The organism is Pasteuria penetrans (assembly GCF_900538055.1).
In the GTDB taxonomy this organism is placed as follows: Bacteria; Bacillota; Bacilli; order Thermoactinomycetales; family Thermoactinomycetaceae; genus Pasteuria; species Pasteuria penetrans.
This window is the reverse complement of sequence record NZ_UZAC03000002.1, coordinates 94,764-121,673: the sequence shown is the minus strand read 5'-3', so window position 1 is coordinate 121,673 and position 26,910 is coordinate 94,764. Positions and strand designations below refer to the sequence as shown.

The following is a 26,910-nucleotide window of genomic DNA, read 5'->3' as shown; positions in this document are numbered from 1 at the left end:
TGTCAAAATATCAGTAAATTGGGGGTACCAAATTCCTTGAACCCATACCATGTTGCAGGCAAGAAACTGAGGGATCCAGTATATCATAAAGCATAACAGGGGTGACAGTTGGCCTAGTTCCCATCTTAGAACATTTTTTATAAATTTTAGAGGATAGGGGGCAGGGACAGTGCGGGTGCTCAAGACACAGGTATGGTGTCTTTTATGGAATGGGATCTTCTTGTGGGTAATGGGGGGGGGGTGGTTCATTACAGAGAATTCATTCCGAGCGGCGGCTATGGAGAGTGCGTGGGGGAAGGATGAGGAAGAAGAGGGGGATCAACAGCCTGCCCTGTTACCCCCTTCCCAAGGGGAGAAGGATGCTGTAACAACACCCACGCCCGATTTGGCCCCCACCGCGTATGCCGCTGTTTTGATGGAGCGTTCTTCGGGACGCGTTTTGTACGCCAAGCGTCCCCACGAACCACGGTTGGTGGCAAGTATTACAAAAATTATGACGGCTATTATTGCCTTAGAACATGGTCATTGGGATGACATCGTTACCGTTCCTCCCTATGCGGTAGGAGCGGAGGGGTCTTCTATTTATTTGCGCGCGGGGGAGAAGGTTCCCCTGGGGAGTTTGTTGTACGGGCTTTTGTTTCGCTCTGGTAATGATGCTGCCATTGCTATTGCAGATCATATAGGTCAATCTATACATGGATTTGTTTATTTAATGAATGAAAAATTACAGCACCTCGGACTTTGTAATACCCAGTTTCAGAATCCACATGGGTTGAACACACCCGGGCATTATGGTTCTGCCTATGACTTTGCCAAGATTGCGGCTTATGCACTACATAATAACAATTTTCGTAAAATTGTGAGTTCTCAGGTGGCCATTGTACCTTGGCCTGATATGCCCAATGGACGAAAATTCTATAATAAGAATAAGTTGTTGCGTTTGTATCCCTGGGCGGACGGTGTTAAAACGGGGTATACAAAGCGGTCCGGCCGCACTCTAGTTTCCTCTGCTACTAAGAATGGTATGCAGTTGGTAGCTGTCACTCTTAATGATGGAAATGATTGGCGTGATGCCATTAATATGTTTGAATACGGTTTTTTACAGTATCGTCTGCGGACTTTGGTGCGTTCAGGTCAGATCCTACCGTCGTTTGGATCGAAAGATCGGAAATGGCCAACAGATGTGGGGATTGCTGTGGGGGGTGAATTTTCCTATCCTCTGTCCTCGGAGGAGGAGAATCATGTTGAAATCAGGCCGGTGATCGCCTATCCTTTCTCCCGGTTGCAAGGTACTAAGAATCCAATAGGTCGTGTACGTATTGCATTGGGGCAACAATCATTGGGTTCGGTGCCCCTTCATTCTGTTATGCGGCAGCGTTCCTTGGCGTCCTGTTGGCATGAGGTGGTGTCCCGGGCCGTTGTACGGGGGAGGGATGTTCCCTGATTATTGATTTATAATCCCCCGGGAATTTGTTGCTAGTTACGGGTGTATAGCGTCCGTGGCAGAGCATTCCGTTGGGGGTGGAAATTTCCGAACAAGTGTATCGAGAAAGCCGTATGAGTGGTGGAGGTTGTAATTGGCGGAGCTGGTTGGTAGGAGCAGGCTTCCAACCATCTAACAATGCTGGTGTGGAGATACTCCGGTGGGTGAGCGGTTTAGGAAAGTGAACCATTCGAGGACGCAGCATCGAAAGGAACGGTTCATGTCCAAACCGAGGTGTGTGGTTCCACGTCGGGAGAATCTACGGAGGATGACCTACTTACGATCCGGGCGGCATGCGGCGTATAGACCGGATGGAACCTAATCTAGGCGCTTATACGGAACTTGGGAGGTCGTGCGCCGAGCTAGGTGCAAAAAAGATGAAAGGAGCAGACCCTTTTTGGAACCGATCGATAGATAGTAGGTTCCAAACCTCCCTAGCGCGTCTTATGGTAAAGGCATGGGTCGTGAGCGGCTAGGGAAAAGGCGAGGCATGACTTTGCTTGGTGAACGTTGAGGAAGATGAGCGCAAGCGAACCGGCCGGCAACGTATCGAAGGGGGAAATTCAAATCCGGGCAGATGTAAACACGTCGGGTAGGGATGGCATCTCAGCCAACCCCCTCACAGAACCATACGTACTACTCTTGCATTATGTGGCTCTTATGGTTCCATAGGATTTTGCCTAGTCTGGTGTTACGTTTTCCGTGTCTTCCTCTGGGTGTAAGGGTCCAAAGTATGGACGGCACGAGTTGGCTATTCAGGTACTCCCTACCTTACTCTCCGTTTTTGCTTCTATGTACTCATAACATTCTATATATTAATCCCTTTATGCTATATGTAGGCTTTTATTGAATCTGTCTTTTAATTTATTTTAAAAGCCTTACTATTCAAATACAAATGTTTTGGGGTAGGGGCCATCCCTATCATTCCCAATCTAAATCTTGTATGAATAGTGTTCTGTGCACCTGTCCCCGCCACGTAAGTACCGGTTCAATCGAACATGATTCATTCGTTATGGGGCCTAGGGATGTACTCTGGGACATCCCTAGGGAAGGGGAGGAGCTTCCCCCACCCGATCTCCAGTTTCCTGGCACTCTCTACTCTTCTAGAGTTTTTTTCTCTGTGTATGATTCCGAAGGGTTGGATCGGGGTCCCCCGCTACAGATTAGAACTGCATTTTGTTCACAATTCCGGTAGGCAACTTCTTTCTTGTTCGGATTGCCCCGGAGGACTGCGAACCTAACCAATGAGCATAGGACATCAATCAGCGGTGGTAAGTTCCTAATCCTTTTTTGTGTTTGCAGGGTACTAAAACCTCAATAGGCCGTGTACGTATCATTGGGACAACGATCATCGCGGGTTTGGTGTCCCCCCATTTTGTTATATGGCAGCGTTTTGGGGTGTGTAGGTATGTGGTGATGTCCTACGGCTACTCTTACGGGAGGGGTGTTCCTTGATTCATGTCCTCTGGGGGTTGTTGTTGGTTACGGGTGTAGTAGCGTCCGTTTGGACGGGACGCCTGGAAGAGGTGAGTATGGCGGCTTTGAATGGGGCACAGGGAGCTATTCAGGTATGTATTGGCTTGTTGGGTGTGATGGTCCTTTGGATGGGGATGATGCGGCTAGCAGAGGTAGCCGGGGTGTTGGGAGTATTGGCCCGTTGGTTGCGGCCCGTTGTCAGGCGCCTTTTCCCCGATGTACCTGTGGATCATCCAGCCCATGGTTACATTGTATCGAACATCGTAGCGAACTTATTTGGATTGGGGAATGCGGCTACGCCAAGCGGTATCAAGGCTATGCAACAACTGCAGGAGTTGAGTTTTGACAAGACTGTAGCTACCCCGGCTATGTGTACGTTACTGGCACTCAATACTTCGGGGCTTACTTTGGTACCCACCCTTCTATTGGGTTTGAGAATGCAGTACCATTCCAAGGACCCCACATCCATTATTGTTCCTACCCTACTGGCTACTACGGCAGCAACTATAGCGGCGTTATTTTTTGATCGAGTATTTCGTTACTATGTCTTTCGTTACCTTCCCAATCGTTCCCGTAAGCCATAGAGGGGTGTGGTGGTTTCTGTGTTTTTCGAGGTGTTATCCAATCTTAGTAGGATTTTTGTGCCCTTTTTACTATTGTTCATTCCTATCATAGCTTATCTCCGTCGTATCCCTTTGATGACGGTTTTTGTGGAGGGGGCTGAGCAAGCCTTTCCTATGGTTCTTTCCCTTTTACCCCATCTGGTGGCGATGATGGTAGCGATTGCTGTTTTTCGGGAGAGTGGTGCACTTACGCTACTTGTGGATTTTTTTGTACCGTTGTTGGAGTTTGTTTCCATTCCCAAGGAAGTATTTCCCCTAGGATTTTTGCGCTCCCTCAGTGGAACGGGATCATTGGCCTTTGTGGAGGATCTCTTGCGGCACCACGGTCCGGATTCTTTCATTGGTAATCTTGCTTCGACGATTCAGGGTAGCACAGATACAACACTCTATATACTGGCTGTCTACTTCGGGTCTATTGGGATCCGTAAGGCTCGCTATGCTCTCATTGTCGGCTTGTTGGCTGATACGGTTGGTTTTTTGGCTTCAGTTTTGATATGTCATCGCTGGTTTTGTTGAATCCCAAGTTCTATATCAGGTTATTGTAGGATTTAGGATAAAAGTTTTGACGTGGTTTTGTTATGTCTATGTGGTGGCTGCGGTGAAGATAGTATTTTTTCATTTGGTTTCATACTATTGATATGGGAAGGATCCGGTGATTATGGTTTCCTCCTTGTTGTCTTTGTTTTTTACCCTGTGTATGGTATGGACCTTAATGAAATTTGATCAATCCTATTATCGTCATATAGTGGTGTTGGAGAACAGTTCTCGTCGGGGGGCATTTCAGAACTGGGGTAGGGTGGCCAATGTATTACTTCCACTTGCATCCCTTTATTTTTTAATTTTTAATAATATCTACCTTGTGGGAACGATGGATCCCACATTTAAGGCAAAGTTGAAAGGAGGGTTATTGGGTGCACTTTTTTCGTTACCCGAATCGGTGCCTGAATGGTTAGTTTTTTCCGGTTTCCTCCTCTCCCCGTTTTTGCTGTGTCTCTTTTGGATATGGCCGACGTTTCGTTCCTTCATTGTGTCGGGATTGGGTTTAGATCCACAACGGTACGCTCACCGTTGTATGGTTTGCTGGGTGTTTTCCCTTTTCATTGTGACTGTGTTTGTGTGGGTATTCCTGAATCCCCCTAACCTTATGGAACACATTGGTAAGGGATCCTCCTCATCATTGATTGGGACTTTGCTGATTAACATTCTATTAATGAATGGTGTCCTTGCTTTATTGGTTGTAGGATGGGGTACTGGTCGCAGAAGTTGGCGAGGTATATGGGAGCGGTTAGGGTTGAATAAGAGGCCGACATGGAAGGGTTTTTTCCTGGTTTGTCTCCTTATTGTTGCCAACTTCATCGTGGAGGGGTTGGTGGTGGGGCTGATAGGAGATGATTTTTTTCACATACCACCCCCGGCTCCTGTTGTTCCTCCGTTGGCTTGGGTTACGGTTCCCCTTTTAGGGATATGTCCAGGTGTCGGTGAGGAGCTACTGTTCAGGGGGGCTCTCCAACCGCGTGTGGGGATTCTGGTTTCCAGTGTCGCGTTTTCCTTGTTTCATTTTGCTAACGGTTATAGTTGGTTTGAATTCCTATTCCTATTCATGGGATCCTTGTTGCTGGGTTGGGTGGCGCGCCGGTACTCATTGTGGTTATCCATGTGGGGCCATGCCCTTTATAATGTTATGGTTTTTTCATGGACTTTTCTTATCGCCATGTAGTGGTGTTGGAGAACAGCCCCCCGTCGGGGGGCATTTCAGAATTGGGGTAGGGTGGCCAACGTATTACTTCCACTTGTATCCCTTTATTTTTTAATTTTTAATAATATCTATCTTGTGGGAATGGTGGATCCCACATTCAAAGTGGAAAGGGGGGTTATTGGGTGTACTTTTTTCGTTGCCCAAATCGACGCCTGAATGGTTAGTTTTTTCCGGTTTCCTCCTCTCTCTGTTTTTGCTGTGTTTCCTTTGGGCATGGCCGACGTTACGGTCCCTCATTGTGTTGGGATTGGGTTTAGATTCGCAACGGTATGCTCATTTTGGAGTGAGGTTTATCCCAGGATTCCAATCTTGGTCTGTTTTTTCAGGTCTTTTGAATGATTAGTTGATCATGGGTGTGATTCTTATTGATAGCAGGAGTTTCAGGAGGGGGAATCCAGGCGGTTTTTCGGTAGAATGATTTGCAGAAACGGTTGTAAGAAAGAACGATATGGACAGGCCTCCAGTTTTATTACCATTCTCTTTCCTAGATTAGATTTTATCCTATTTTGTGCTGTAGAGTTCAGGAGTGGGTGGTTTGTGGTCCCCCCTAGGGATCCTTACATAGTATAAGGGGCATTACAGGGGTTCCTTTCCACGAAATCACGTGGTTGGGTATGATGGATAGGGCTGGCATTTCAGCCGGCCCTTTCACAGAACTGATATGTAATAGTCTTCCATTACGCGGCTTTTCTCAGCCCAATCTTCAGACCGTTTAGGTCCTACTTCGATTACAGAGGTGTTTTCTTCGGGGTTCTGGTGATCTCCTCGAGCGGGTTTCCCACTAAAGTTATCGTTTTACTGTTTTCATCAGGATGAGTCGGCCCCTTCGCCCCACCTTCACTACAAGGTTTCATCGCTACTATGGGCTTGATCTGACCCCATGTATGGGTCCCTCCTCCGTTATTCCTGGCCTTCCTTGCCTTGCCCCGCCTGGCAACGGCCAGGCGTCCGTGGTTGGGGGGACCCTATCAAGTTCCGTATAAGCGCGCCTTAGATTTGATTTCTTCCGCCTGTACAACCGTATGCCGCTCGGATAGTGGGTCATCTCCTGTAGCTCCTCCGGACGTGGGAACACACCCCTCGGTTTGGATGTGAATGGTCCTTTTTGCTTCGTTATCGAGCGGTTCACTCCCGCTGAGGTCCTTAATCCCCCACCTGATGAGAATTCTGGTCCCGCTTTTTCCTTAAACCGCTCGCCGTCGGAATGTTTCCATTTCAATCGATTTAGCGAGCGATTTTGTATGCGGTAATCAGGGTCATGTTGGAGTGAATGGTACTATTCCGTGATCCCCTGCGTTTACAAAATATTATAAAATTTTATAAAAACAAAAGGAACATCCCCTTGTCGCTAGCTGTTGCCCTTCATGAGTGAGTGAGTCAAGATGATGGTGGGGTGACAGGGTAGTAGTAGAGGACGTGTGCATATCAGGGTTGAGGATGTTTTTTTGTTTCCTGTCTGTGATACCATGGAGGCATGGTTCGATGGGTGCTCTTGTGATTCCGGTGGGTTCTTGATTTGGGTTTGTTTTTTGGATATTGGCAAATGGACCCTGAATCCCTTATCATGAGTAAGGGTGAAGGTCAGCGGTGGTGTTTCCTCTTGTTTCCAGGTTGAGACCCACCGGTTGGAGTCTCAGTGAATCCGTGGGGGAGCGTTTGGATCTGGATCTGATTGGTTATCCGTTTATGATATCCCTACATATCCCTACATAATATGGAAAGATTTTGTTGTTGCTTTTGCATTTCTCCCGCATGGCGGGAATAGGAGGGTGGGAAATGGAGCAGGTAGCGAAACGACAGAACGATTACTCGAGTTTTTTTAGCCGGCGGTTGCATTCTCTGCTCGGTGTTATACCCGTGGGCTTTTTTTTAATCAATCATCTGCTCACAAATCACAAATCTGCACTCGGGGCGAAGGCGTTTATCGACCAGGTGGAATGGATTCATGGTCTTCCGCTCTTGTGGTTGATGGAGTTTTTATTCATTTTCCTGCCGCTCATGTACCATGGCGTGTACGGGTTGTATGTGGCTTTTACCGCGAGAAATAATCTCGATCGGTATGGTACTTTTCGTAATGTGTTGTTTTTCTTGCAGCGCGTGACCGGCGTGATCACATTTGCTTTCATTCTTTGGCACCTTTGGGAGACCCGTTTGCAGGTGTGGCTGGAGAAGTTGAAACCATCTGATATGGCCCCGATGATGGTGGAGATTTTGTCTAGTGATTGGAAATTCGTTTTTTATGCACTGGGTATCCTAGCTGCTACCTTCCATTTCAGCAATGGTATGTGGTCGTTCTTGGTTACCTGGGGTGTCACTGTGGGGCCCAGAGCCCAGCTCTTTTCCATGGTAGCCTGTGCGGTTGCCTTCGCCTTGCTCACCTATTTGGGAATCGGGTCCCTGTTTGGTTTTAGGGCTGCGGACTTCTATACCAAGTCATTGGGCTAGGTGGGGGTATATGTGTACGTAGTTCAGCCCATGGAAAATTGAGGAGGGAGGGTGAGACGGTAATGTCGAGGATCATTGTAGTGGGTGGGGGTCTGGCAGGCCTGATGGCGGCCTTGCGGGCTGCTGAAGCAGGTGTTCACGTAGATCTCTTTTCCCTGGTGCCTGTGCGGAGATCCCATTCTGTTTGTGCCCAAGGGGGCATCAACGGGGCCGTGAATACCAAGGGGGAGGGTGATTCCCCTCTGGTTCATTTTGATGATACTGTTTATGGTGGTGATTTTTTAGCCAATCAGCCGCCTGTGAAGGCGATGTGCGCTGCAGCCCCGGAGATCATTTATCTGATGGATCGTATGGGGGTACCCTTCAACCGAACCCCGGAGGGTTTGATTGATTTTCGTCGTTTTGGTGGGACACAGCATCATCGTACGGCCTATGCGGGTGCGACGACCGGACAACAACTTCTGTATGCTTTGGACGAGCAGGTTCGTCGTTACGAAGCGGAGGGGGTTGTGAGTAAATTTGAATTTTGGGACTTTTTATCCATCATTTTGGACGATCAGGGTCGTTGTCGGGGGATCATAGCACAGGAGATGCGTACGAGGAAAATTGAATCCTTTCTCTCTTCCAGCGTCCTTCTTGCTACTGGGGGTCCTGGAATTATCTTTGGAAAAACGACCAATTCCATGATCAATACAGGGGCTGCTGTCTCGTCCGTATATCAGCAGGGTGCCTGCTATGCCAACGGGGAATTCATTCAGGTGCATCCAACAGCCATCCCTGGGGACGATAAGTTGCGTCTTATGTCGGAGTCAGCACGGGGTGAAGGTGGTCGTGTTTGGACCTACAAGGATGGTAAGCCCTGGTATTTCCTGGAGGAAATGTATCCTGCCTATGGGAATCTGGTGCCACGGGACATTGCAACAAGGGCCATCTTCAAGGTATGTGTAGATATGAAATTGGGCGTTGATGGTCAGAATATGGTTTATTTGGATTTGAGTCATAAGGATCCAAAGGAATTGGATGTCAAGCTGGGTGGTATCCTGGAAATATATGAAAAATTCATGGGGGATGATCCCCGTAAGATTCCAATGAAGATCTTCCCGGCTGTTCACTACTCTATGGGGGGGCTATGGGTTGATTTTGATCAGATGACCAATATCCCCGGTCTGTTTGCAGCGGGGGAATGTGAGTATCAGTATCATGGTGCCAATCGTTTGGGGGCTAATTCACTTCTTTCGTGTATCTACGGGGGGGGTATGGCTGGCCCTAATGCGGCATCCTATGCGCGTCAGGTAGAAGCTGAGTTGAATGAAAACGATGGTATCCGTGCGGCGGAAGAGGAGAAGCGTAGGCGTGAGGAACAACATCAACGGCTCGAATCCATGCGCGGTAATGAAAATGCCTATCGTTTGCATCAGGAGTTAGGTGAATGGATGACGGATCATGTGACCGTGGTTCGCTACAATCAACGGTTGATGGATACGGATGCTAAGATTCAGGAATTGATGGAGCGGTACGAACAAATCGATATGTTGGACACCTCGAAATGCAGTAACCAGGCTCTATTTTTTACACGACAGTTGTGGGATATGTTGCAGTTGGCGCGGGTCATTACTTTGGGGGCGTTGCAACGAAATGAAAGCCGGGGGTCCCACTATAAGCCTGAATTCCCCGATCGTAACGATGAAGAATGGTTGAAGACGACGAAGGCCCAGTTTTCAGCGGATGATCGTGCCCCCATCCTGACCTATGAGGATGTGGATACATCCTTGATCCCGCCGCGACCCCGTCGATATGATGTTCTTAAGAAGGAGAGGTGACGGGAGACATGGAAGCGGCAAAGTTGAAAACCCCGACTACACAACATGGTTTGGGGCAGGTGCGTTTGTCGATTGTGCGCCAGGATGGTCCTGAGCAGCGATCCTATACGGAGGAGTTTTTGATCCCCCATCGACCCAATATGAACGTCATATCGGCTCTTATGGAAATCCAAAAAAACCCTGTCAATGGAAAAGGGGAACGGGTAGCCCCGGTGGTTTGGGAAGCCAGCTGTCTGGAAGAAGTCTGTGGTGCCTGTTCGATGGTGATCAACGGTAAGCCCCGGCAAGCTTGCACAGCTCTTATTGCCAAGCTTTCACAGCCTGTTCGGATCGAGCCTATGTCTTCCTTTCCTGTTCTCCGTGATCTGATTGTCGATAGGGGTGGGATGTTTGACGCCCTCAAACGAGTCAAGTCTTGGGTGGAGATAGACGGGACGCACGCTTTGGGTCCGGGTTCTCGGCAGTCAGAAGAGGGGCAGCAGTGGCGTTATGCTTTATCCAAATGTATGACGTGTGGGGTTTGCTTGGAAGCATGCCCTAATGTCAATGATAGTTCTAACTTCATGGGCCCCTTTGTCGCAGGTCAGGTTGCGTTACAAAACGCCCACCCCGTGGGAAAGGAACAGAAGGGGGATCGGATCGAGGCTTTGATGGGACCGGGTGGTCTGCAGGAGTGTGGAAATGCGCAAAATTGCGTATTGGCCTGTCCAAAGGGGGTTCCTCTAACGGACGCGATTGCCTACATGAATCTTGAAACCACCAAGCACTTTTTGAAAAAATGGTTGTTCAAATAATTATAAACAGTTATAGGTTTCCTGAGACCATGAAATGGGCCCCTAGCAAAAGCTGGGGCTTTTTATTTCCCTCATGTTCGGAAAGGAGCCATTTTTTTTCTGTGGTTGTTCCGCAGGGGTTTCATCATAGGATCCTAACTAGGGGGCCCATGCATAGGGAAGGCGAGGATAGGGTGATGGAAGAACCGTGGGATTTTGCCTTTCCCCTGTGGTATTATAAAACTGAGGTGGACCAGGTATATGGTTGTATTCGGAGATCCTTGTCAGTCAAAATAGGGGGATCGATAGAACGATGGAACGGGAACACGTGTTTGTTGTGGATGGTATATCCTGCCTGAGTTGTATAGGTCCCCTAGAGAGAAGATTGCGTACCCTAGAGGGAGTAAAGGAAGCTTCTATCAATACAGTGACTCATCATCTTTATGTGCGGGGTAGTTGTGATCCCTCAGAGATTGTATCTCGACTCCGGGTTTGGGGTTACATGGCGCAAGTGGTGAATGATGCTATGGATGATCCTGTTCATTCCCCCTCCTCCGGAGATTCATCCCGTTCCCACTATTCATGGTGGATAGTGGGAGTGGCCTTTTTGCTTTCTGCACCACTTTGCCTGGGAATGCTAGGGATGGTGGTACCCGAGGGTTTTCGGTCCTCCTATTTTTATACTTTTCTTCGAAATCCGTGGTTACAATTCTTGCTGGCTACTGTTCTTCAGATGGGCCTGGGTTCAGTTTTGTATCTCGGGGCTTATCGTTCCCTACGTCGGGGGATGTTTACCACGGGTGTGTTGGTAGCTCTTAGTTCCACCATTGCCTATGGGTTGAGTATTTATCATCAATTTTATGTTCCCGGTGCGCCTGTTCACTATGAAGAGGGAGCGCTCCTGTTGTCCTTCATTTGGTTGGGTAAGGCAATGGAGTCCCACATTCGGGGTTATTCGCGGCCTTCTTTGCATGGGTTGTTATCCCTACAGGCACCCACAGCCAGATTGGTACGTTCGAATGGGGAGGAGGTGGAAACTCCTCTGGATCAGGTGAATGTGGGTGATCGTGTAATCGTTCTCCCGGGGGAAAGAGTGCCTGTTGATGGTGTGGTTCTCCGTGGAGAAACTATGCTTGATACCTCTGTGCTTACGGGTGAGAGTCTCCCCCGTCTCGTTTGTGTAGGTGATCATGTAGGCGAGGCCATGTCCAATCTCACAGGGCGTATTGAGGTCCGCACGGAAAAAATAGGCCGGAACACTTCATTGGGACGACTGATCCAGGCGATTACCACTTTGCGATCCAATCGACCCCCCCTGCAACGATTGGTGGATCGTATGGTTTCTGGCTTTGCACCGGTTCTGTTTTTGATGGCGATAGTGGCAGCTGCTTTTAGTTATGTATTTTCTAATCCCGGGGATATCATGAAGGCCTGTTATATCGTGGCTGCCGTTTTCGTGGTAGCATGCCCTTGTGCTTTAGGACTGGCAGCTCCATTAGCTACTGTATGTGGTGTGCGTCGAGCGGCGGAACAGGGTTTACTCATACGTGAGGGGGCGGTTTGTGAAACGTTGGCGAAGGTGGATACAGTGGTGGTGGATAAAACGGGCACGTTGACCTCCAATCGTCCTACTGTAGTGGCAGCCCATCTCGCGGGGGGGTTGTTCACCGAGCGGGATCTTAAGCGATGGGTATACGCCACCGAAAAGGCCACCTCCCATCCCTTAGCGCGGGCCTTGGTTACCTGGGCGGAGGGGGAGGACTCTGTAGTAGAGGCGGATCGGTCTCTTACCCATCCCGGCATGGGTGTAGAGGCTACGGTCGAAGGCCACTCCATCGTGATAGGCACGCGGGAGCTCTTGCAATTGCAGGAAGTTGTGGTACCAACTGAGGAAACAGCTGAGGAGGCGCGCGCGTCTGGTGGCACGGTAGTTTTTTTGTCGGTAGATTCGCAATATGCTGGTTGTTTTGTCATTGAGGACCCGCTGGATACTGGGGCGAAGCGGATGATTCTGGCTTGGCAACAACAGGGTTTGCAGGTTGTCCTTCTCAGTGGGGACCATGAAAAAACAGTACAGTCCGTTGGTAAGGAGTTAGGTATCTCAATGGCGTTATCTCAGCAATCGCCGGAGGGAAAGGCGCGCTTCATTGGTACATTGCAGGAAAAGGGGTGTTGTGTGGCCATGATCGGGGATGGCATCAATGACACCATCGCCCTCACAGCAGCCGATGTGGGAGTGGCTGTGGGGGGAGGGACGGCTGCGGCTCGTGAGGTGGCAGATGTTGTATTATTGCGGTGTACCTCGGTACAGGGTTTTTTATCGGTTTATATGATTGCCAAATTTGTTGTGCGGAATATACGCCAAAATGTGATTTGGGTGTTTGCCTACAATAGCATTGGTGTTCTATGGGCAGCCTTTGGCCAACTCCCCCCCTGGGTAGCCGCAGCGGCTATGGCTGTTAGTACCCTTTGCGTTTCCCTCAATGCCCTGCGATTGCTTAGGATTCCTATTCCATCAGCATGTTCGTGACCCTTGCAGGGGAATTCGAATGGGGGATTCATTCATATCTTTCTTTCATGGTTGTATGTATGATATTGCAGGGTATTCTTTAGGTATCTTCTGGAGTGAGGGGGTATTTTGTGTAGGACATAGGATCACCCATGTATGTTTTCTCGTTTATGAGATGTGGGGGTGTTCGTCCCTCTCACTATGCGTATGCTTGGGTTATCGTGTGTTTGTAATCAAATGAAGGATAATATAATTTCATAACGAAGGGAAAGGAGGGGGATGATTGGATGTCCAAATCATAAGAAATTGTGGCTGTTACTCTTCTTTTCTCCTGAGCTACACATTTCCTCCGCCCAGCGTGATTGGTAGACCTGGTTATGATATTTGCCTTCGTATGGAACCCCTTCCCGTAATCGAGGTGGGGGATGTGGTCCGTATTCGAGGGGAGTTTACCTCTTACAACGTGGGGGATGATTGCGGCTATGATATCTTATATACCTTGGGGGATGATTCCCAGGTGTCCTTGTGTAGTGTAGATCTCAAGAGGCTAACAACGTTCGAATTGCATTTGAATTTCCGGTGCAAGAATGGAAGGATACGTTCGCAAATTCTCCAGGAGGTACAGGGGGGGATGTTCATGAAGGGGGCACCCCAGGGATTCGAAAGGGATCCTAGACGTCCCCCCGTTTTGGCAGGGGATCTTTTTAAGGTTGTGTATTTATTATCTGATAAGTATAGGGGGGATGAGAAATAACCTCCCTTCTTTTGGGGGGGTATTTTTGTGAAAAATTCGTTTCCAGGTTCACCACTCTAAAAAAGGGGGTATATACGGGGATCATTTGTAGGATGAGGTCCCCCTCCCTGGGCTTGATTGGTGGTACCCCCACCAGGGGGCGAAAATATTCTGGGTTTTGGTTGAGAATCCGTCGGATGATTTCCTGTCGAGTGTTTCCCAGGTTCATGTCAGCTTGTCATCATCTAGGGTTCAATGATCCCATATGTGATCCCCTACCTTGTATTGGGTACCCATTTCCTTGATCATATGTTGGGCCAGCCATTTTTTTGTTTTCCTTCCCGCTATTTCCCCTACATGGGGCAATTCCTTCCCCTGTAAGCAAGGAGGGTGGTGGAGGACCTGATAGGATCCGAAACTTGTGGGATATTGGATCCATTGTGGTTTCGTTGTCCCGAGGGTAAGGACAACCCTACAATTATGTTCTTGGCTTTCCTTTCCCCCGATTTTCTCGGGGTCAGGGCGATATCTAAAGGGGGGCTCTTATGGAAAGAAGGTAGTTCCCAATCCTTCCCCCCCTCTTGGAAAGTAGAATAGGAGTGTATGTGAATTTTCCGGGTACCACAGGTGGGGGGATTTTCATCAGTAAGAGATTCCTTGTTTTTTATGGAAAAATTGTTTCTATGCTTACGTTTTTAAGGGGTACGATTTCACAATGATTTTTTCTTATCACATCGATTATGGTGGGTAGGGCCTTGATGGTTTCGATGCGGTTTTTTCCATTATGCCCGTCGTGCATGAGAACGATGGCATCATGATGGGGATCTCTGGTCAGGCCGGGGTCACGGGTAAAATGACGGCTCACCTTATCGATGATAGAAGGGGCATTCATTTTCTTCTCCTCCCAGTCCCGCGTATCGATGTCCCAGAAAACCGTGTGCATGTGTGTGGTTTGGAGTATGAGATCTTTAATTTGGGGTGATAAAACTCCATAAGGGGGTCGAAAATATTTTGGGATTTGGCCGAAAACACGCTGAATGATTTCCGTTGTGGGGTTGATTTGTTTGGTTACGATGGTTTCCCATGTTAATCTATTTTTTACCAGATAGGGGTGATCCCATGTGTGGTTTCCTATAGTGTGCCTTGTTTTGATTTCGTTGATCATATCCTGGGCCCGTTGTGCCCTCTCTGTTCCTTGGTATGTAATTTTTTCTATGTTGTTCACCTCTTCACCCGTCATGAAGAAGGTAGCAGGGGCGTCGAAATCTCTTAGAATTTTGAGAATATGGGGTGTCCATCTTATTGTGGGACCGTCATCAAAGGTGAGGGAAACCCGGCAACTGCTGGGTTTCCAGGAATTATGTTTTTCTCCTTCTATCCGCCCTTCCTCGGAGCTTAAAGGGAAGGTGTTAGAGTGGAAAATCCAGTAGGAGGGGCCTATGGCGGTTGCAACCAGTAAGGAAATCATATATAGATACTTTCTTTTTAGTGTGAAATTACGTGTGTAGAACCGAATATTCTTGAAAAAATCGCGGAGCATGGTACCCCTTCCTTGTGGTGATGGATGTGGTGGTGCTATGGATATCATGGGGTATAATTTTAATTTATAATAAAAAATATATTATTTAAAATATAGATAGGGAACGTGTGCCAAGCTAAGTACAAGGGAGATGGAGGAGGGTTTTTGGGAACCGGCCGGTGAGTAATGGGTTTCCAATCACTTTAGCCTTTACCGGTGGGTAAGGTGTATTCGGTAGTAGGCTGGTTAAGGAAAGGGCAGGACATGATACCCGGTTGGATAAGGATCGAGGGAGTGAACCTACCGATGATGAATCAAAATAGGTTTCCACACTATCTTTACCGCGGGGTTGTTTTGGTTGTGGTTATTTTTACTATATTTTCATTTTATAAAAATTATACGAAATGGGTGGACCGTATCCCGGTGTTTCCTCCATCTCCTCTTCTCCTCCCCTGCAGGGCAAACAGGGGGAAGGGGGGAACCGATAGGATAAATATGTGTATGGAGGGGTTGATATTCCTCTGGGGGGGTGTGTCCAGTGAGAGGACTGCGGATCCAATTCATGAGCGTAGGACATAAATCCTGGCAAGATAAGTTCCTATGGGGGTCCCCACGACATAGATAGAATGGGCCACAGCGGATCGTACTAAGTGATGGTCATGAAGGAGGCAAGTGAAGATACCTTATAAATTTAGGTATAATCACAAATAAAAATCAGGAATGGGCCTATTTTGTTCCGCACAGGGGAATGGTTGGGCTATTTCGTTATGGTGGAATAAGAATAGGGGGTTGGCCCGCATCCAGGTGTTGAGTTTGAGGGGTATGTGGGGGAGACGCAATCTCCCCATTCGTAGGAAGGGAAAGCATAAGGGAACATCCTTTGACTTCCTGGGGTTTATGTTTTGTCCGCATCAGGCCCGTAACCCGTGTAGGGAAGAGAAGGTCTCTAGGTTATAAAGCCATCAGCCGGAAATCGGGGAAGAAGATGGCTAAGCGGGGGAAGGGAAGCAAGGGGACGTGTGGGGCTAGGTATGGAACTACACGAGAGGTGGCGGAAAGGTCCCATCCCGTAGGGAAGGGCTGGGTGAACTACTATGGTGTCTTTGATTCCTCATAACTGGAAAAAGCTTTACGCAGCAGTCTCGATGACAATGTTTTGGCATGATGGTCCAAAAAGGAGTACAGGAAGCCCAATAGTATGCGAAGGAACCGTAGGTGGATCCAGTATATACGAGGGAGGTACGGGAAATCTATTCTCCCTGCTGCCTATGGGGCGGCGGCCGTCCATTAGACGCTAAGATGGGGTCCATAGAGTCGCATAATGCGGGTAGTGGTCCGTGTGAGAGGGGTGTTGGGGTCCTTTCAGTCAACCCCTTGACCCCTGGGGGATCCTTTTTTCTGGGTGTCCCGGTTTCTCATCCCCCACGAAATAGGGGGATGACTATTCCCCGAAGGGGGCTCTCCATTTTGGGTTTCTCCAATGCTTGTTTGCCTTCCCAAACCAGTGGATCCCAAGATTTCCCACTTACCATACTTCCCAAGGACAGAAAATGTTTTTAGGTTTGGATTTTGGACTGTATTCCTAATAGGAGGATAGTATATTAAATTTTACCAAAGTTTATTTATTTTTTATGTTTTCTAAGTTCCTATGTTTATCTCTTTCGGACCCTTAGAAATAGGGAAAGAACCCCTCCGTTTGGGGTTCCTGATTAGGAATTATGGGAATTTAGTTTTATTTTTCCCAAGGGTACGATTTGACATCCCTTGTTTCTTATGGCTCTAATGATTTTTGGTAGAGCTTGGACCGTTTCTGGACTGTTAGTAACACCGTCATGCATGAGGATGACAATATCCCGGCCCTGTTGTCCTTGGATTTGAGAATGGGATGTAAGGTAACGGTTGACTTTTTCCGTAATGGTAGCGGCGGATGCTCCCTTTTCCTTGTTGTAGTCCTCGGTGTCGATATCCCAGAGAATCGTTGTCATACCCGTTTTTCTCTTAATCTCATTGGCCTGTCCGAGTGATAAGTTCCCGAATGGGGGGCGGAAGAGTAGACTTCTCGTTGTGTGTTCTCCGTAAACCCTTCGTATTACCTCTTGTGTGGGGGTGATTTGTTTTTCTATCACTGCTTGATTGCCTATTTTTTTTCCTAATTTGGCTAAATCGGGATGATCCCAGCTGTGATTTCCCACTTCATGGTTAGCCCTGATTTCAGTGATGATATGTTGGGCCGTAGAGGCCTCTGGGGTTATTCCATCGGCGGCGATGCTCTCCAAATTCTCAACCTTATTTCCGTTGACGAAGAAGGTAGCTGGAACTTCATACTTCCGGAGGGTTACGAGAATCCCTGGGGTATTTTTTAAGGATGGACCATCGTCAAAGGTAAGGGCGACATGGCAATAGTTTTGACTGGGGAACTGGTTAGAGTATTCCATGTTTCCCTCTGTTGTTGCTTGGTAGGGGGGAGTATGACTGGGGTTAGCTCCCTGGACTTGTCTGGATTCCGGAGTATTCCTGGGGTAGAGGATATGAGGGGCAAAACCCACTATAACCGGAATGATTCCAAAGGCAGTACATAGAATGGCTATGTGTTTTGGTGAAATTTTTTTAATAATATATGATATATTTTTGTAAAAACGATTGAACATGATATCCTCCAATTATTTATAATTGTGGAGTATGTATTATAGAGGTAATGCGTACAATTTCTCACCATACCATCTTCTGTCAAACATTTGCATACACTCAACCATGGAAATTTTCTAGGATATACACCGATGATCTTTTTATGATATTTCTTTTACGACAATCTCATGATATATGTTTTGTGGGAAAGAAACAATATACCCAGCATGAATGAGAAATGATTATAGGTTGGACCAGGTAACATCGGATTGAAATCCGGACTGAATATAACAGAGAGGGATACGGGGAATGTAACACCATACTGGTTCTGAATGGGTAAAACCCTATGGGACCACAAGGACTACCTAATGCGAGAGTAGTACATGTGGTTCTATGGAAGGGTTGGTCGGAGATAGAAGCTAGCTCTATTCAACATGTGTCGTGTCTTATGAGGGATGGGAGTCTTCCCGAAGGCCGTCAGTCAGGTGGGGTGCAGGTTTCAAACCGCCTGGAGCCCCTGTTTAAGGAGCAATGGTAGTGGGCATTCCGGGAAAAGGCAGGACGAAAGATTCCCGGTCTGATGGGAGTCAGGGAGATTCGTAAGGCAAACCCATCTACGGTCTTGGCGGTATCCGGTGCACAGAGGAAGGACTCTGATTTTAGGCCCTCATAGGAAACCACGGGGACTGTCGCACGGGTACCTGGTCTTAAGCCGGGTGGTATAAAGGGGACCAAGGGTATACCAAACAAAGGCTTCTGTGAACAGAGTTGGATCTACTTATAGTGGTGAGGGAACCCTTATTAATGAGAGTAGAGCGAAGGGATTTGAAGGGTCCAACCTGAACCAGCCAACGTACAATCTGAAATAAGGGGATGATCGTAGGTTGGATCAAGTAACATCGGATTGAAATCCAGATTGAACAATGCAACAGAGAGAGGTACAGGGAATGCAACACCAGACTGGGGTACTGAATGGACAAAAATCCTATGGGACCATAAGAGCTGCATAATGCGGGAGTAGTACGTGTGGTTCTTTGGGAGGGTTGGCTGAGATGTCAGACCTACCTGACAATGGGGAATACCGGTATAAAGTAAGAATCTACTTTCTTACCAATCCCCATAGTATTTATATTGAAAATTGAAGAGGGTGAGGAAGGAAGAAAAATAACAAATTTTCTATATAATGTAAAATTATTTTAAAAAAATTTCGAGGGAATGTCCCCCGGAGGGCTCTAAAAAATAGGGATGAAATTTCCCTTGGGAGAATGCACATACCCGCCCGAATGGGGTCTGTAGGGATTTTATAACATTATTTTATTAAATTCCTGAATTAAATGAATAGAGAATAGGGAATACGTGTCCCGAGGTCGATTCCCCCCTATTTCCTTATCCATTTATGATAGAATGAACTCCATGATGATCGTATGGGGGAATGATAATGGCCCGTTATACGCCAATGATTCAGCAATACCAGAGGATTAAACGGGATCATGAAGATGCCTTTCTTTTTTTTCGGCTGGGCGATTTCTATGAACTCTTCTTTGAGGATGCTGAAAAGGCGGCCCAGTTGTTGGAATTGACATTGACGTCGCGAGAGGGTGGTGGGGCCGTAAAGGTGCCCATGTGTGGTGTCCCTCACCATTCCGCTTCGGGTTATATTCGTACGCTAGTGGGGCAAGGGTACAAGGTAGCCATTTGCGAGCAAATAGAGGATACCACTGGTTCCCTAACAGCGCGTAAATTGGTAGAACGCAGGGTAGTAAGAATTGTCACCCCCGGTACTTTGCTAGAGGAGGAATTGACGAATAATGTTGACAATCGTTTTCTAGTGAGTCTGGTACATCGTCAATCCCAGTGGGCTCTAGCAGCGGTGGATCTTTCGACAGGCGAAGGGTATTTTTCAGAGGTGATGGGATCCTACCTAGCGGTGTGGGATGAGTTAAGTCGTTACCAACCCCGTGAATTGGTCGGTGATTGTACTACTTTCCCCAATGCTTTTTTACATAGCATACCCGCTAATCTTACCTTTACCAATCTGGAAAATGTATCTGTTTGTGAGTTACCCTCTGATGTAGAGGAGATTGTTCAAGAGAAACCTTTGCTTCGTGAGGCAGCCCATTGTTTGTATCATTACATCTTACAGACCCAACAAAGATCCTTGATTCACCTGATGCGATGGCAATATCAGAGTTCTGCTGCTATTGTACAGATGGATACGTCCGTTAGACGTCATTTGGCTATTACCTGTAACCCGGAGGATGGGCGAAAGCAAGGGTCCCTCTGGGGTGTATTGGATAAAACCATCACCGCTATGGGGAGTCGGACTTTGCGTGCCTGGTTGAATCGGCCCCTATGTGATCGTGCAGCTATCCTATGCCGCCAGGAGATGGTGGCCGATTTGGTAGCCCAACCGATCGTTTTAGAGAATGTACGCGTGGCTTTACGGGGTATTCATGATATGGAACGATTGGTAGCACGTCTTGCCCATGAGCGTGCTCATGCACGAGACCTTCTCCTTCTATCCCAGTCTATTTCTCGTGTTCCGGGTCTGAATGAGTTGCTTTCCTCCATACCCACCCTAACGAGAGTGCTTGCGGATGTGGATCCTTGTGAGGGGATAGCGAAACATATACGTGCGGCCTTGGTGGAACAGCCCCCCGTGACTCTACAGGAGGGGGGTATATTTCGTTCGGGATATCATCCAACCCTAGATGAGTTGCGTTCCACACAGCGAGCAGGTCGACAGTGGATTCAGGATTTAGAGCAACGGGAACGGGAAACAACGGGTATTCGTTCTTTAAAAGTTGGGTACAACCGCGTTTTTGGTTACTATCTGGAGGTTACAAAGGCCAATCTTTCCCATGTCCCCAAGGATCGCTATCGTCGGAAGCAGACGTTGGCGAATGCGGAGAGGTTTGTAACGTTAGAACTCCAGGATAAGGAGCGATCGATCGTTGAGGCCGAGCAACGCGCTCTTCAGTGGGAGCACGAACACTTTTTAGATTTCCGTACGCAGCTGTTGTCATCGATTGGACGTTTACAGCGTCTAGCGGCTCATTTGGCGCAATTGGATGTCATCCAATCGTTGGCGTATGTGGCTGGGCAATATGGATATGTATGTCCTACATTGGTAGGGGAAGGTGAAAGTCTTCATATTGAGGCGGGCCGTCACCCCATATTGGAAATTTTTACGGAGGATAGGATCGTTCCCAATGATATACAACTGACGGATCAACAAACCTTAGTACTTGTCACGGGCCCTAATATGGCGGGAAAGAGTACCTACATGCGTCAAGTAGCACTTCTGGTTCTTATGGCCCAGGTGGGTAGTTTCGTACCGGCTCAGGGAATGCAGTGGTCCTTGGTGGATCGAATTTTTGCCCGGATTGGCGCATCCGATGATCTTGTAGGTGGACATAGTACCTTTATGGTGGAAATGTTGGAGACCCAAAAGGCTTTGCAATATGCTACTCCCAGCAGTCTAGTTTTGTTGGATGAGATTGGGCGTGGTACGGCTACCTATGATGGGTTGGCATTGGCTCAATCGATTCTAGAATACATGCATGATACCGTGAGAGCTAAGGTTCTGTTTTCCACCCATTACCATGAGCTGGCGGAGGAGGCCGTTAGGCTCCCAGGTGTGCAACTTCTACAGGCAGGGTGTGTGGAACAGGAAGGTGAGCTCGTGTTCCTCTATCGCATGTTGCCGGGGTCAGCAGATCGTAGTTATGGGTTACAGGTAGCTGCCAGAGCGGGGTTGCCTGGAGTAGTTTTACAGAGAGCCCAGGACATTCTTTCTGCATTGGAGGGGCAGGGGGTTCAAGGAAATTCCTCACCGAAAGGGGAGTTTCCCTCAGGAAAAGGGGGAGAAACGAACGCTACCCCTTCCTTGCCAGCGGCCGTGTTTGAGCTTCTCGTTGAGTTGCAGAATTGGGATAGTTTGCATTCTACACCAGCGGAGATCCTAGCGGCTATTGCAAGGTGGCAGGCTGCGTTGGGTCCACACTTTTCCGTTCTGGAATCAATGATTCAGGGAACCTCGGATTTTCCCGTGCGTTCCCAATGATGGATAAGGACAAAGAGGGTGATTCCTTTATACTTCCCATTTTTTCAAGGAATTGGGGACGTGCAGTTTTTATAATGTGATCCCCCCATGTTTTCCACATAGGGTGCACGAGACTTATAGATTTCATCCCTATGGATGGATACGATAGGAGGGGTGCGAACAGCCCTCTCCTACTCATGTCTATAAGTATTACTGGGTCTCCGCTGTTCATAGCGGGTAGATGGACGACGACTCTTTAGCATGAATTTTTTTATAGGAATCGGGTGGGTAAATATGTTTATGGGGTGACGTATTAGAAAACGAATAAGATGCTTGCTAGAGGGCACCTATCTGATGACTGTAAAATTAAGAATCATCCATGGTTGCATTGTATAGGGGTCATAAATAGGGAAACTATGAATAATATTGGAGTTATTTTTTCACTCCTAGAATTCATATCGTAATTCCTTTTTTATATGATGGTAATTTTGTGTAATGATAGCACAGGCCTGTTGTATCCTAATTATAATAACATTCTTAATTATATTAAAATATTTTTCGTCATTAGATTATATTTAATATTTAGTTTTCAGAATCGTATTCAGTTTTCGGAATGATCTTTATCATGAGAACTTTTTCTGATTCTTCATTTGATAACGATAAATCATCGACCTCGTTATGGCAGGGGTTAGAATCATGTGATATAGTAATAGTATACGTAGATTATGCTTTTGAAGGGATAGTATATAAGAATGAATACTATAATTTTCAGAAAAATAACATTAATATTTTTTATTTTCCCGTTATTTCTTGTTTCCATATCATCGGGTGCAAGTGGACCATCTCCTCCCCCCAGGGTACAAAATCAAGATTGGGATACAAAGTATGAGGGAGAATACCCGGTAACTAAAACAGGGGAGTGGATACGGTCCCATAGGGAGGTTACAGATCAGATTAGGAATGCCATTGTTGAAAAGGATCCTAGGCTAAAGGAGGAAGGGCCGGGGAAGGATTATGAAGTTAGAAGGGTTAGGCTGAGCCCAGTTGGGGATAAGGGAGTAGCAGAGGTATGGTTCCCGACTCATAATAATAGTTTTAGCATGTTGTTCAGTTTAAATAGTGGTGATATCAACGGGGGGAAGGAATCAGAACCGGAACATAGCGGTAATTCGAACAATGCCATTGTAAGATGGTTAAGCAACCCTTTTGAAGAGGGGGCATGGGAGAAATTGAAGAAGGGTATAAACAAGGATCCTGGTGGGACTCTTTTTGGTGTACTTATGGATGGACCCATAAGTATTTTCAACAACGCATACCGGGGGTTTGCTGATTTTGGAGAGGATACAGAGTATAAGAGAGAAATGATGAAACAGGTTGATTCTAGAGGCATTTTCGGATTCAAATCCTTTGCTGATATACCTGATTACATCGTGAGAAAGTGGGGTGGGAAGAAGACTATCTAATCCATCGGGGGGTTGTGTGTCAAGAAGTCGTTCAGGAGATGAAGGTTGCTTGGCGCTTCGTAACCGGCTAGTAGGTAGCAGGTTACCAAAGTGTGGTCCGCAGGTCCGCAAGCCGTTTATGCTGAATATCCATTTCCCAGAGCCGATTGGAGGCCGTTACTTCCCGTTCATAGGCCCTATTAGTGGGTAGGGGGGAGCAACGCTTCTTTCCTCGACGATGGAGAAGTCCTGACTCTCTGCAGAGACGGTACGTTTTATTATGATTAACAATAATATCATTTCTTCCCCTTATTTTGTATGATGCTAGTTTTCGATAACCATGGGTATCAAATTTATTTTCTGTTATTTGTGATGACACAATATCCATGACCCTTTTATCACTTATCTTTCTTCTCTTTCCACCTAAGGTATACCCAGGAATGTTCCCTTTTCTCCTTATCCCCTGTCTTTTCCCAAAGATCCCCTTTCATCTTAATACTGCTTCACCCAACTTCGGACGGTTCTGGGGGGGACGGTCAGATCTTTCTGTACGGAACCTCTGTACGTCAAAAACCCTGCTCCAGCAAGGAGCAGGGTTTTATTTGTTTAAAAATGTTAATTGGGAATCCAACCCGAATCCTGTATCTATCTATTCAGGACCTGTTTATAGTAATTTTATATCTATATTAAACGATGATATTGTTTGTTTGTTGTAAAAGTTCAGAATTTTTTTGTATAAATAACATCGAATTACGAAAACCATAATATTCAACCCTTGTCAAGGTAGATCTTTGCAATTATCCGTGAGGCCAAATTCATATAGAAATACGTCTTGCAAAATATAATCTTACAGTGTATATTGTAGCAAATGTTCGCTGTTATTACCGAAATGATGGTAAAGGGAATGGGAAAAAACATGGTTCGCAAGAAATCGCACACAAAAGAGTGCCCAAATACTTCACACCCTATTGTCTAAGATATTCAAACCCACCAAAGTCTAAACATACTTTCGAAAGGGGAGGAAGAAATGAGCACTCCACGTCATTGTACCACAATTTCCCGAAAAGACAACCCGTCAAGCCAGCCCCTTTTTCATGTTTCACCTCTGCAGTACAGCTATGGGGACTTCATAGCCAGCGGGGATCCAACGCAATTGAAATATATTGTTGAAGAGGCAAGAGAAATAGAGAATTCCCCGCTTACTCCTGTTGAACAAAGGGATAGGGTTAGGAAAGTAAGAGAATCCCTCTGCGCGTTGTCAGAGGAATTCGAACGTGAGGGAGCACCCCCCTCCCGGCCCAATGATCGTAAACAGGGTTTTGAACAGCAACAGTCGAAAGAGGGGGAGGACCCTATTGCTGAAAAATGGTGTCCAAAGCCCAACAATGAGTCATTGAAAGAACAAAAGGAGGAAAACAACGCTAAGAGGGGGAGAGAGCAGCGGTACTATGGAAGAGAGACCAAAAGCTCTTAAGGATATTATCTACAGATGCAATCTACGGATCAGACGACATAACAGTGTCTAAGGAGGAACGTGAGATAGCTTCCCACCTGGCAAAAGCCGCTAAAATTTGTTTAGGGGATAACGACATGGCTGTTCGAATGCACCAGTTTATTACTACATATCCCAAACAATCAACAAGGATGTTTCTCTCTACGTTCATCAGAACCCCACTAGCGAATCATAGGGTGGATGATATTGAAGAGGAGTTTTGTACAAACGGTTTAAAGCACGCTATAGAGCTAGGTTTGTGCTTTGAGCAATGGTATAACCATGAAATGATGCCTGGAAACTCTCGTAATGGGTTCACCCTTCGTGAACGAAACGGGTTGAAAATACGCATTCCTCAATTGCGTGAGGCCGTTACCACTCAAATGATTGGCGATTCGGGTATTTTGGGATATCGTGATCTCAAATTAGTGGAAGGTTCTTGGATAAGAGGCATATCATTTCAGAGTATATCCGAACTCTTGTATGAGGCAAGGGGTATCGAGATCTCACCATCCACTCTAAAATCCCATATCCAACCTCTTTATAACAGGCTAGATTCTTTTGGTAACCAGGATTTGAGCGGTTACAAATGTTTTGGCATCATGTTGGATGCCTCCTATGATCACACTGACATCATCACCCATAAGGGTAAGAGGAAAAAGAAGCGTAAACGGGGAAAACCCGTACTTACAGCCCTCGGGATCTTCATAGATGACGAGGGCATCAAGCTGGTATATTTGGGTTGTAAGAGCGTGGACAGTGAATCTACCGACAATTATGCCCTGCTTGTTGGGGAACTGGTGAAGCGGGGTTTCTCTACAAAGAATGTGGAGTTAATGTTGAGCGACCGTCATCGGTCGTTCGCCGGTTTACGAGATAAGATATTTCCGCAAGCCGAGCTGCATTACTGCGGTGTCCACCTCACTCGTAACCTAGGAAAAAAGATCCCGAAATGTTTGAAAGGACCATTGGGATCGGTGTTTTTGAAGGCAGCTTACTGGGTCTTAAAAGGCACCACCAAGGAAGAGGTTTGGGAAAGATTTGGGCTTCTCAAGTCCGCCCTCGAGTCCACCTACGGTGGTGAAATGAAAGACGCTATAGAATACTTATGTGTAAATATAGAATCACATACGAATGTTGTCAAGTTTTTTAGTAATCCAGAAATTATTAGGGTTTTATTGAATACTAATAGGATTGAGAGTATGAATAGGCTCATAAGCCGCTGGGCTGATTGGAAAGGTGGATTTCGCAGCACAGAGGAACAAGAGAGAGCAGCCCACATAGCTGGACTGAGGATGGAAAAATCCCCCCTTATTTTCCCATTCAAGGAAGGGGATCTAATCCTTGATGAAGAAATTTCTGATAAGGAAAAATGTTTTGAGTTTAGAATAGGGCGTGTCGAGAAAAACTGTCGGAGTCTTATGGAGATATGTATAAAGGGATGGAAAGGAGATTGCCAAGAATTGGGGAACATCCTTGCCTCGTTGGCAAAACAAACTATTGAATGTTGCAATGGTCTATTATGGATACGGCATAATCAGCTTTTGTTATAGAAAATGGCTACAATGGTTTGATACGTCCTGGTGGTATCCGGCTTACCACCGTACCAGATTCCCCGGTGTCCTCTTAGCCCACATTCCTGATCCCCTCGGGGGAAGAATCTAGGGGATCCCGTAGGTGATATACGGAATTCCTGAATGTAGGTTCGATTAGATTCTGGGGGCGTCACTGTGGGTACCCCTGTTGGTCCCCCGGTTTATCAAGGTCCCATGAGTATACAAGGATCTCCGAAAACAGGTGCCACTGCCTCCCTGGGTTTCGGATTCCCTGCGCAAGGGTCTGTACAATTTAGGCCCAGTCCTGATCCGAATACCGCAGCTGTTAGCGACTTCCCGCTGGTCTCTCCCTAGGTTCCACAAGGTCTGATACACACCACCGGGGTATGATATGGGTGCCAGTGGAACTTCCCAATCCCCTGGGTCTAATGGAAGGGACGGAATCCCTAACACTGCAATGCAAGTGTGCAAGTGTTACCAGGCCTTTGGGAACCCCCAACAAGATTTTACAGGCCTCACAAGTACACATTATGGGGATCATCATCATCTGAATCTGACACGATAGGGGCAATCCTTGTATCATATTCATAATTATCAAATAAAAATAACAATA

At 46.9% G+C, this 26,910-nt stretch carries 20 protein-coding genes; 16 read left to right on the top strand and 4 right to left on the bottom strand.

Translation table 11 applies throughout. From position 1 onward, the window contains the following. Positions 1-175: 175 nt before the first annotated feature. From PPRES148_RS09335 to PPRES148_RS09315, 6 genes are all read left to right on the top strand, one after another. Positions 176-1,444: a D-alanyl-D-alanine carboxypeptidase family protein gene (locus tag PPRES148_RS09335; protein ID WP_187820932.1), complete on the top strand. Its 1,269-nt coding sequence runs from the start codon at positions 176-178 to the stop codon at positions 1,442-1,444. 199 nt (positions 1,445-1,643) lie between these two features. Further along, complete coding sequence (locus PPRES148_RS12440) at positions 1,644-1,805, top strand: hypothetical protein (protein ID WP_223128031.1); 162 nt, start codon at positions 1,644-1,646, stop codon at positions 1,803-1,805. A 1,129-nt stretch (positions 1,806-2,934) separates the two neighbouring features. Further along, positions 2,935-3,543, top strand: a complete 609-nt coding sequence (locus tag PPRES148_RS09330) for a nucleoside recognition domain-containing protein (protein WP_149454378.1) — start codon at positions 2,935-2,937, stop codon at positions 3,541-3,543. A gap of 18 nt (positions 3,544-3,561) precedes the next feature. Beyond that, positions 3,562-4,098 (top strand): spore maturation protein, encoded by a 537-nt coding sequence (locus tag PPRES148_RS09325; RefSeq protein WP_149454377.1) that lies wholly within the window; start codon positions 3,562-3,564, stop codon positions 4,096-4,098. Positions 4,099-4,240: 142 nt separating this feature from the next. Beyond that, positions 4,241-5,299: a CPBP family intramembrane glutamic endopeptidase gene (locus PPRES148_RS09320; RefSeq protein ID WP_246142985.1), complete on the top strand. Its 1,059-nt coding sequence runs from the start codon at positions 4,241-4,243 to the stop codon at positions 5,297-5,299. Between the two features lie 157 nt (positions 5,300-5,456). Beyond that, positions 5,457-5,681: a hypothetical protein gene (locus tag PPRES148_RS09315; RefSeq protein WP_149454375.1), complete on the top strand. Its 225-nt coding sequence runs from the start codon at positions 5,457-5,459 to the stop codon at positions 5,679-5,681. Positions 5,682-6,197: 516 nt separating this feature from the next. On the opposite strand, the gene PPRES148_RS09310 is transcribed toward PPRES148_RS09315, so the two are convergent. Further along, on the bottom strand, positions 6,198-6,413 hold the full coding sequence (locus PPRES148_RS09310; protein ID WP_149454374.1) for a hypothetical protein: 216 nt from the start codon (positions 6,411-6,413) through the stop codon (positions 6,198-6,200). Between the two features lie 701 nt (positions 6,414-7,114). Here PPRES148_RS09310 and PPRES148_RS09305 point away from each other — a divergent pair. The 5 genes from PPRES148_RS09305 (at position 7,115) to PPRES148_RS09285 (ending at position 13,639) form a co-directional block, all read left to right on the top strand. Continuing rightward, the gene (locus PPRES148_RS09305) at positions 7,115-7,783 is read left to right on the top strand and encodes a succinate dehydrogenase cytochrome b558 subunit (RefSeq protein ID WP_149454373.1); all 669 of its coding nucleotides are present in this window, start codon (positions 7,115-7,117) and stop codon (positions 7,781-7,783) included. Between the two features lie 62 nt (positions 7,784-7,845). Further along, positions 7,846-9,603, top strand: coding sequence for a succinate dehydrogenase flavoprotein subunit (sdhA, locus tag PPRES148_RS09300; RefSeq protein ID WP_149454372.1), 1,758 nt, complete (start codon positions 7,846-7,848; stop codon positions 9,601-9,603). 8 nt (positions 9,604-9,611) lie between these two features. Then, a complete protein-coding gene (sdhB, locus tag PPRES148_RS09295) occupies positions 9,612-10,397 on the top strand; it encodes a succinate dehydrogenase iron-sulfur subunit (protein ID WP_149454371.1) in 786 nt (261 codons plus the stop codon). A 292-nt stretch (positions 10,398-10,689) separates the two neighbouring features. After that, entirely contained in the window at positions 10,690-12,906 is a 2,217-nt protein-coding gene (locus PPRES148_RS09290) for a heavy metal translocating P-type ATPase (protein ID WP_149454370.1), read from the top strand. A gap of 262 nt (positions 12,907-13,168) precedes the next feature. After that, positions 13,169-13,639, top strand: coding sequence for a hypothetical protein (locus PPRES148_RS09285; RefSeq protein WP_149454369.1), 471 nt, complete (start codon positions 13,169-13,171; stop codon positions 13,637-13,639). Between the two features lie 643 nt (positions 13,640-14,282). Here PPRES148_RS09285 and PPRES148_RS09280 read toward each other — a convergent pair. Continuing rightward, positions 14,283-15,158: a polysaccharide deacetylase family protein gene (locus PPRES148_RS09280; protein WP_187820929.1), complete on the bottom strand. Its 876-nt coding sequence runs from the start codon at positions 15,156-15,158 to the stop codon at positions 14,283-14,285. 859 nt (positions 15,159-16,017) lie between these two features. On the opposite strand from PPRES148_RS09280, the gene PPRES148_RS09275 reads away from it, so the two are divergent. Next, a complete protein-coding gene (locus tag PPRES148_RS09275) occupies positions 16,018-16,254 on the top strand; it encodes a hypothetical protein (RefSeq protein WP_149454367.1) in 237 nt (78 codons plus the stop codon). Positions 16,255-16,846: 592 nt separating this feature from the next. Here PPRES148_RS09275 and PPRES148_RS09270 read toward each other — a convergent pair. Then, positions 16,847-17,572: a polysaccharide deacetylase family protein gene (locus tag PPRES148_RS09270; protein WP_187820928.1), complete on the bottom strand. Its 726-nt coding sequence runs from the start codon at positions 17,570-17,572 to the stop codon at positions 16,847-16,849. Between the two features lie 1,628 nt (positions 17,573-19,200). Between PPRES148_RS09270 and mutS the strand changes: the two genes are divergently transcribed. Together mutS and PPRES148_RS09255 are read left to right on the top strand one after the other, a co-directional pair. Next, the gene (mutS, locus tag PPRES148_RS09260; RefSeq protein ID WP_246142983.1) at positions 19,201-21,828 is read left to right on the top strand and encodes a DNA mismatch repair protein MutS; all 2,628 of its coding nucleotides are present in this window, start codon (positions 19,201-19,203) and stop codon (positions 21,826-21,828) included. Between the two features lie 731 nt (positions 21,829-22,559). Continuing rightward, positions 22,560-23,270, top strand: a complete 711-nt coding sequence (locus tag PPRES148_RS09255; protein WP_149454363.1) for a hypothetical protein — start codon at positions 22,560-22,562, stop codon at positions 23,268-23,270. Positions 23,271-23,352: 82 nt separating this feature from the next. On the opposite strand, the gene PPRES148_RS12435 is transcribed toward PPRES148_RS09255, so the two are convergent. Further along, entirely contained in the window at positions 23,353-23,628 is a 276-nt protein-coding gene (locus PPRES148_RS12435) for a hypothetical protein (protein ID WP_223128030.1), read from the bottom strand. Between the two features lie 648 nt (positions 23,629-24,276). On the opposite strand from PPRES148_RS12435, the gene PPRES148_RS09250 reads away from it, so the two are divergent. Both PPRES148_RS09250 and PPRES148_RS09245 read left to right on the top strand, forming a co-directional pair. Continuing rightward, a complete protein-coding gene (locus PPRES148_RS09250) occupies positions 24,277-24,723 on the top strand; it encodes a hypothetical protein (protein ID WP_149454362.1) in 447 nt (148 codons plus the stop codon). Between the two features lie 116 nt (positions 24,724-24,839). Next, positions 24,840-26,294 carry a transposase gene (locus tag PPRES148_RS09245; protein ID WP_149454361.1) on the top strand — a complete coding sequence of 485 codons (1,455 nt, stop codon included), beginning with the start codon at positions 24,840-24,842 and terminating at the stop codon, positions 26,292-26,294. The last annotated feature ends 616 nt before the right edge of the window (positions 26,295-26,910 follow it).

Excerpts from the sequence above, each read along its gene's own strand:
- PPRES148_RS09280 (WP_187820929.1), bottom strand. The coding sequence starts at position 15,158 with ATGCTCCGCGATTTTTTCAAGAATATTCGGTTCTACACACGTAATTTC.
- mutS (WP_246142983.1), top strand. The coding sequence starts at position 19,201 with ATGGCCCGTTATACGCCAATGATTCAGCAATACCAGAGGATTAAACGG.
- PPRES148_RS09255 (WP_149454363.1), top strand. The coding sequence starts at position 22,560 with ATGAATACTATAATTTTCAGAAAAATAACATTAATATTTTTTATTTTC.
- PPRES148_RS09270 (WP_187820928.1), bottom strand. The coding sequence starts at position 17,572 with ATGGAATACTCTAACCAGTTCCCCAGTCAAAACTATTGCCATGTCGCC.
- sdhB (WP_149454371.1), top strand. The coding sequence starts at position 9,612 with ATGGAAGCGGCAAAGTTGAAAACCCCGACTACACAACATGGTTTGGGG.
- PPRES148_RS09305 (WP_149454373.1), top strand. The coding sequence starts at position 7,115 with ATGGAGCAGGTAGCGAAACGACAGAACGATTACTCGAGTTTTTTTAGC.
- sdhA (WP_149454372.1), top strand. The coding sequence starts at position 7,846 with ATGTCGAGGATCATTGTAGTGGGTGGGGGTCTGGCAGGCCTGATGGCG.
- PPRES148_RS09290 (WP_149454370.1), top strand. The coding sequence starts at position 10,690 with ATGGAACGGGAACACGTGTTTGTTGTGGATGGTATATCCTGCCTGAGT.
- PPRES148_RS09245 (WP_149454361.1), top strand. The coding sequence starts at position 24,840 with ATGGCTGTTCGAATGCACCAGTTTATTACTACATATCCCAAACAATCA.
- PPRES148_RS09320 (WP_246142985.1), top strand. The coding sequence starts at position 4,241 with ATGGTTTCCTCCTTGTTGTCTTTGTTTTTTACCCTGTGTATGGTATGG.
- PPRES148_RS09250 (WP_149454362.1), top strand. The coding sequence starts at position 24,277 with ATGAGCACTCCACGTCATTGTACCACAATTTCCCGAAAAGACAACCCG.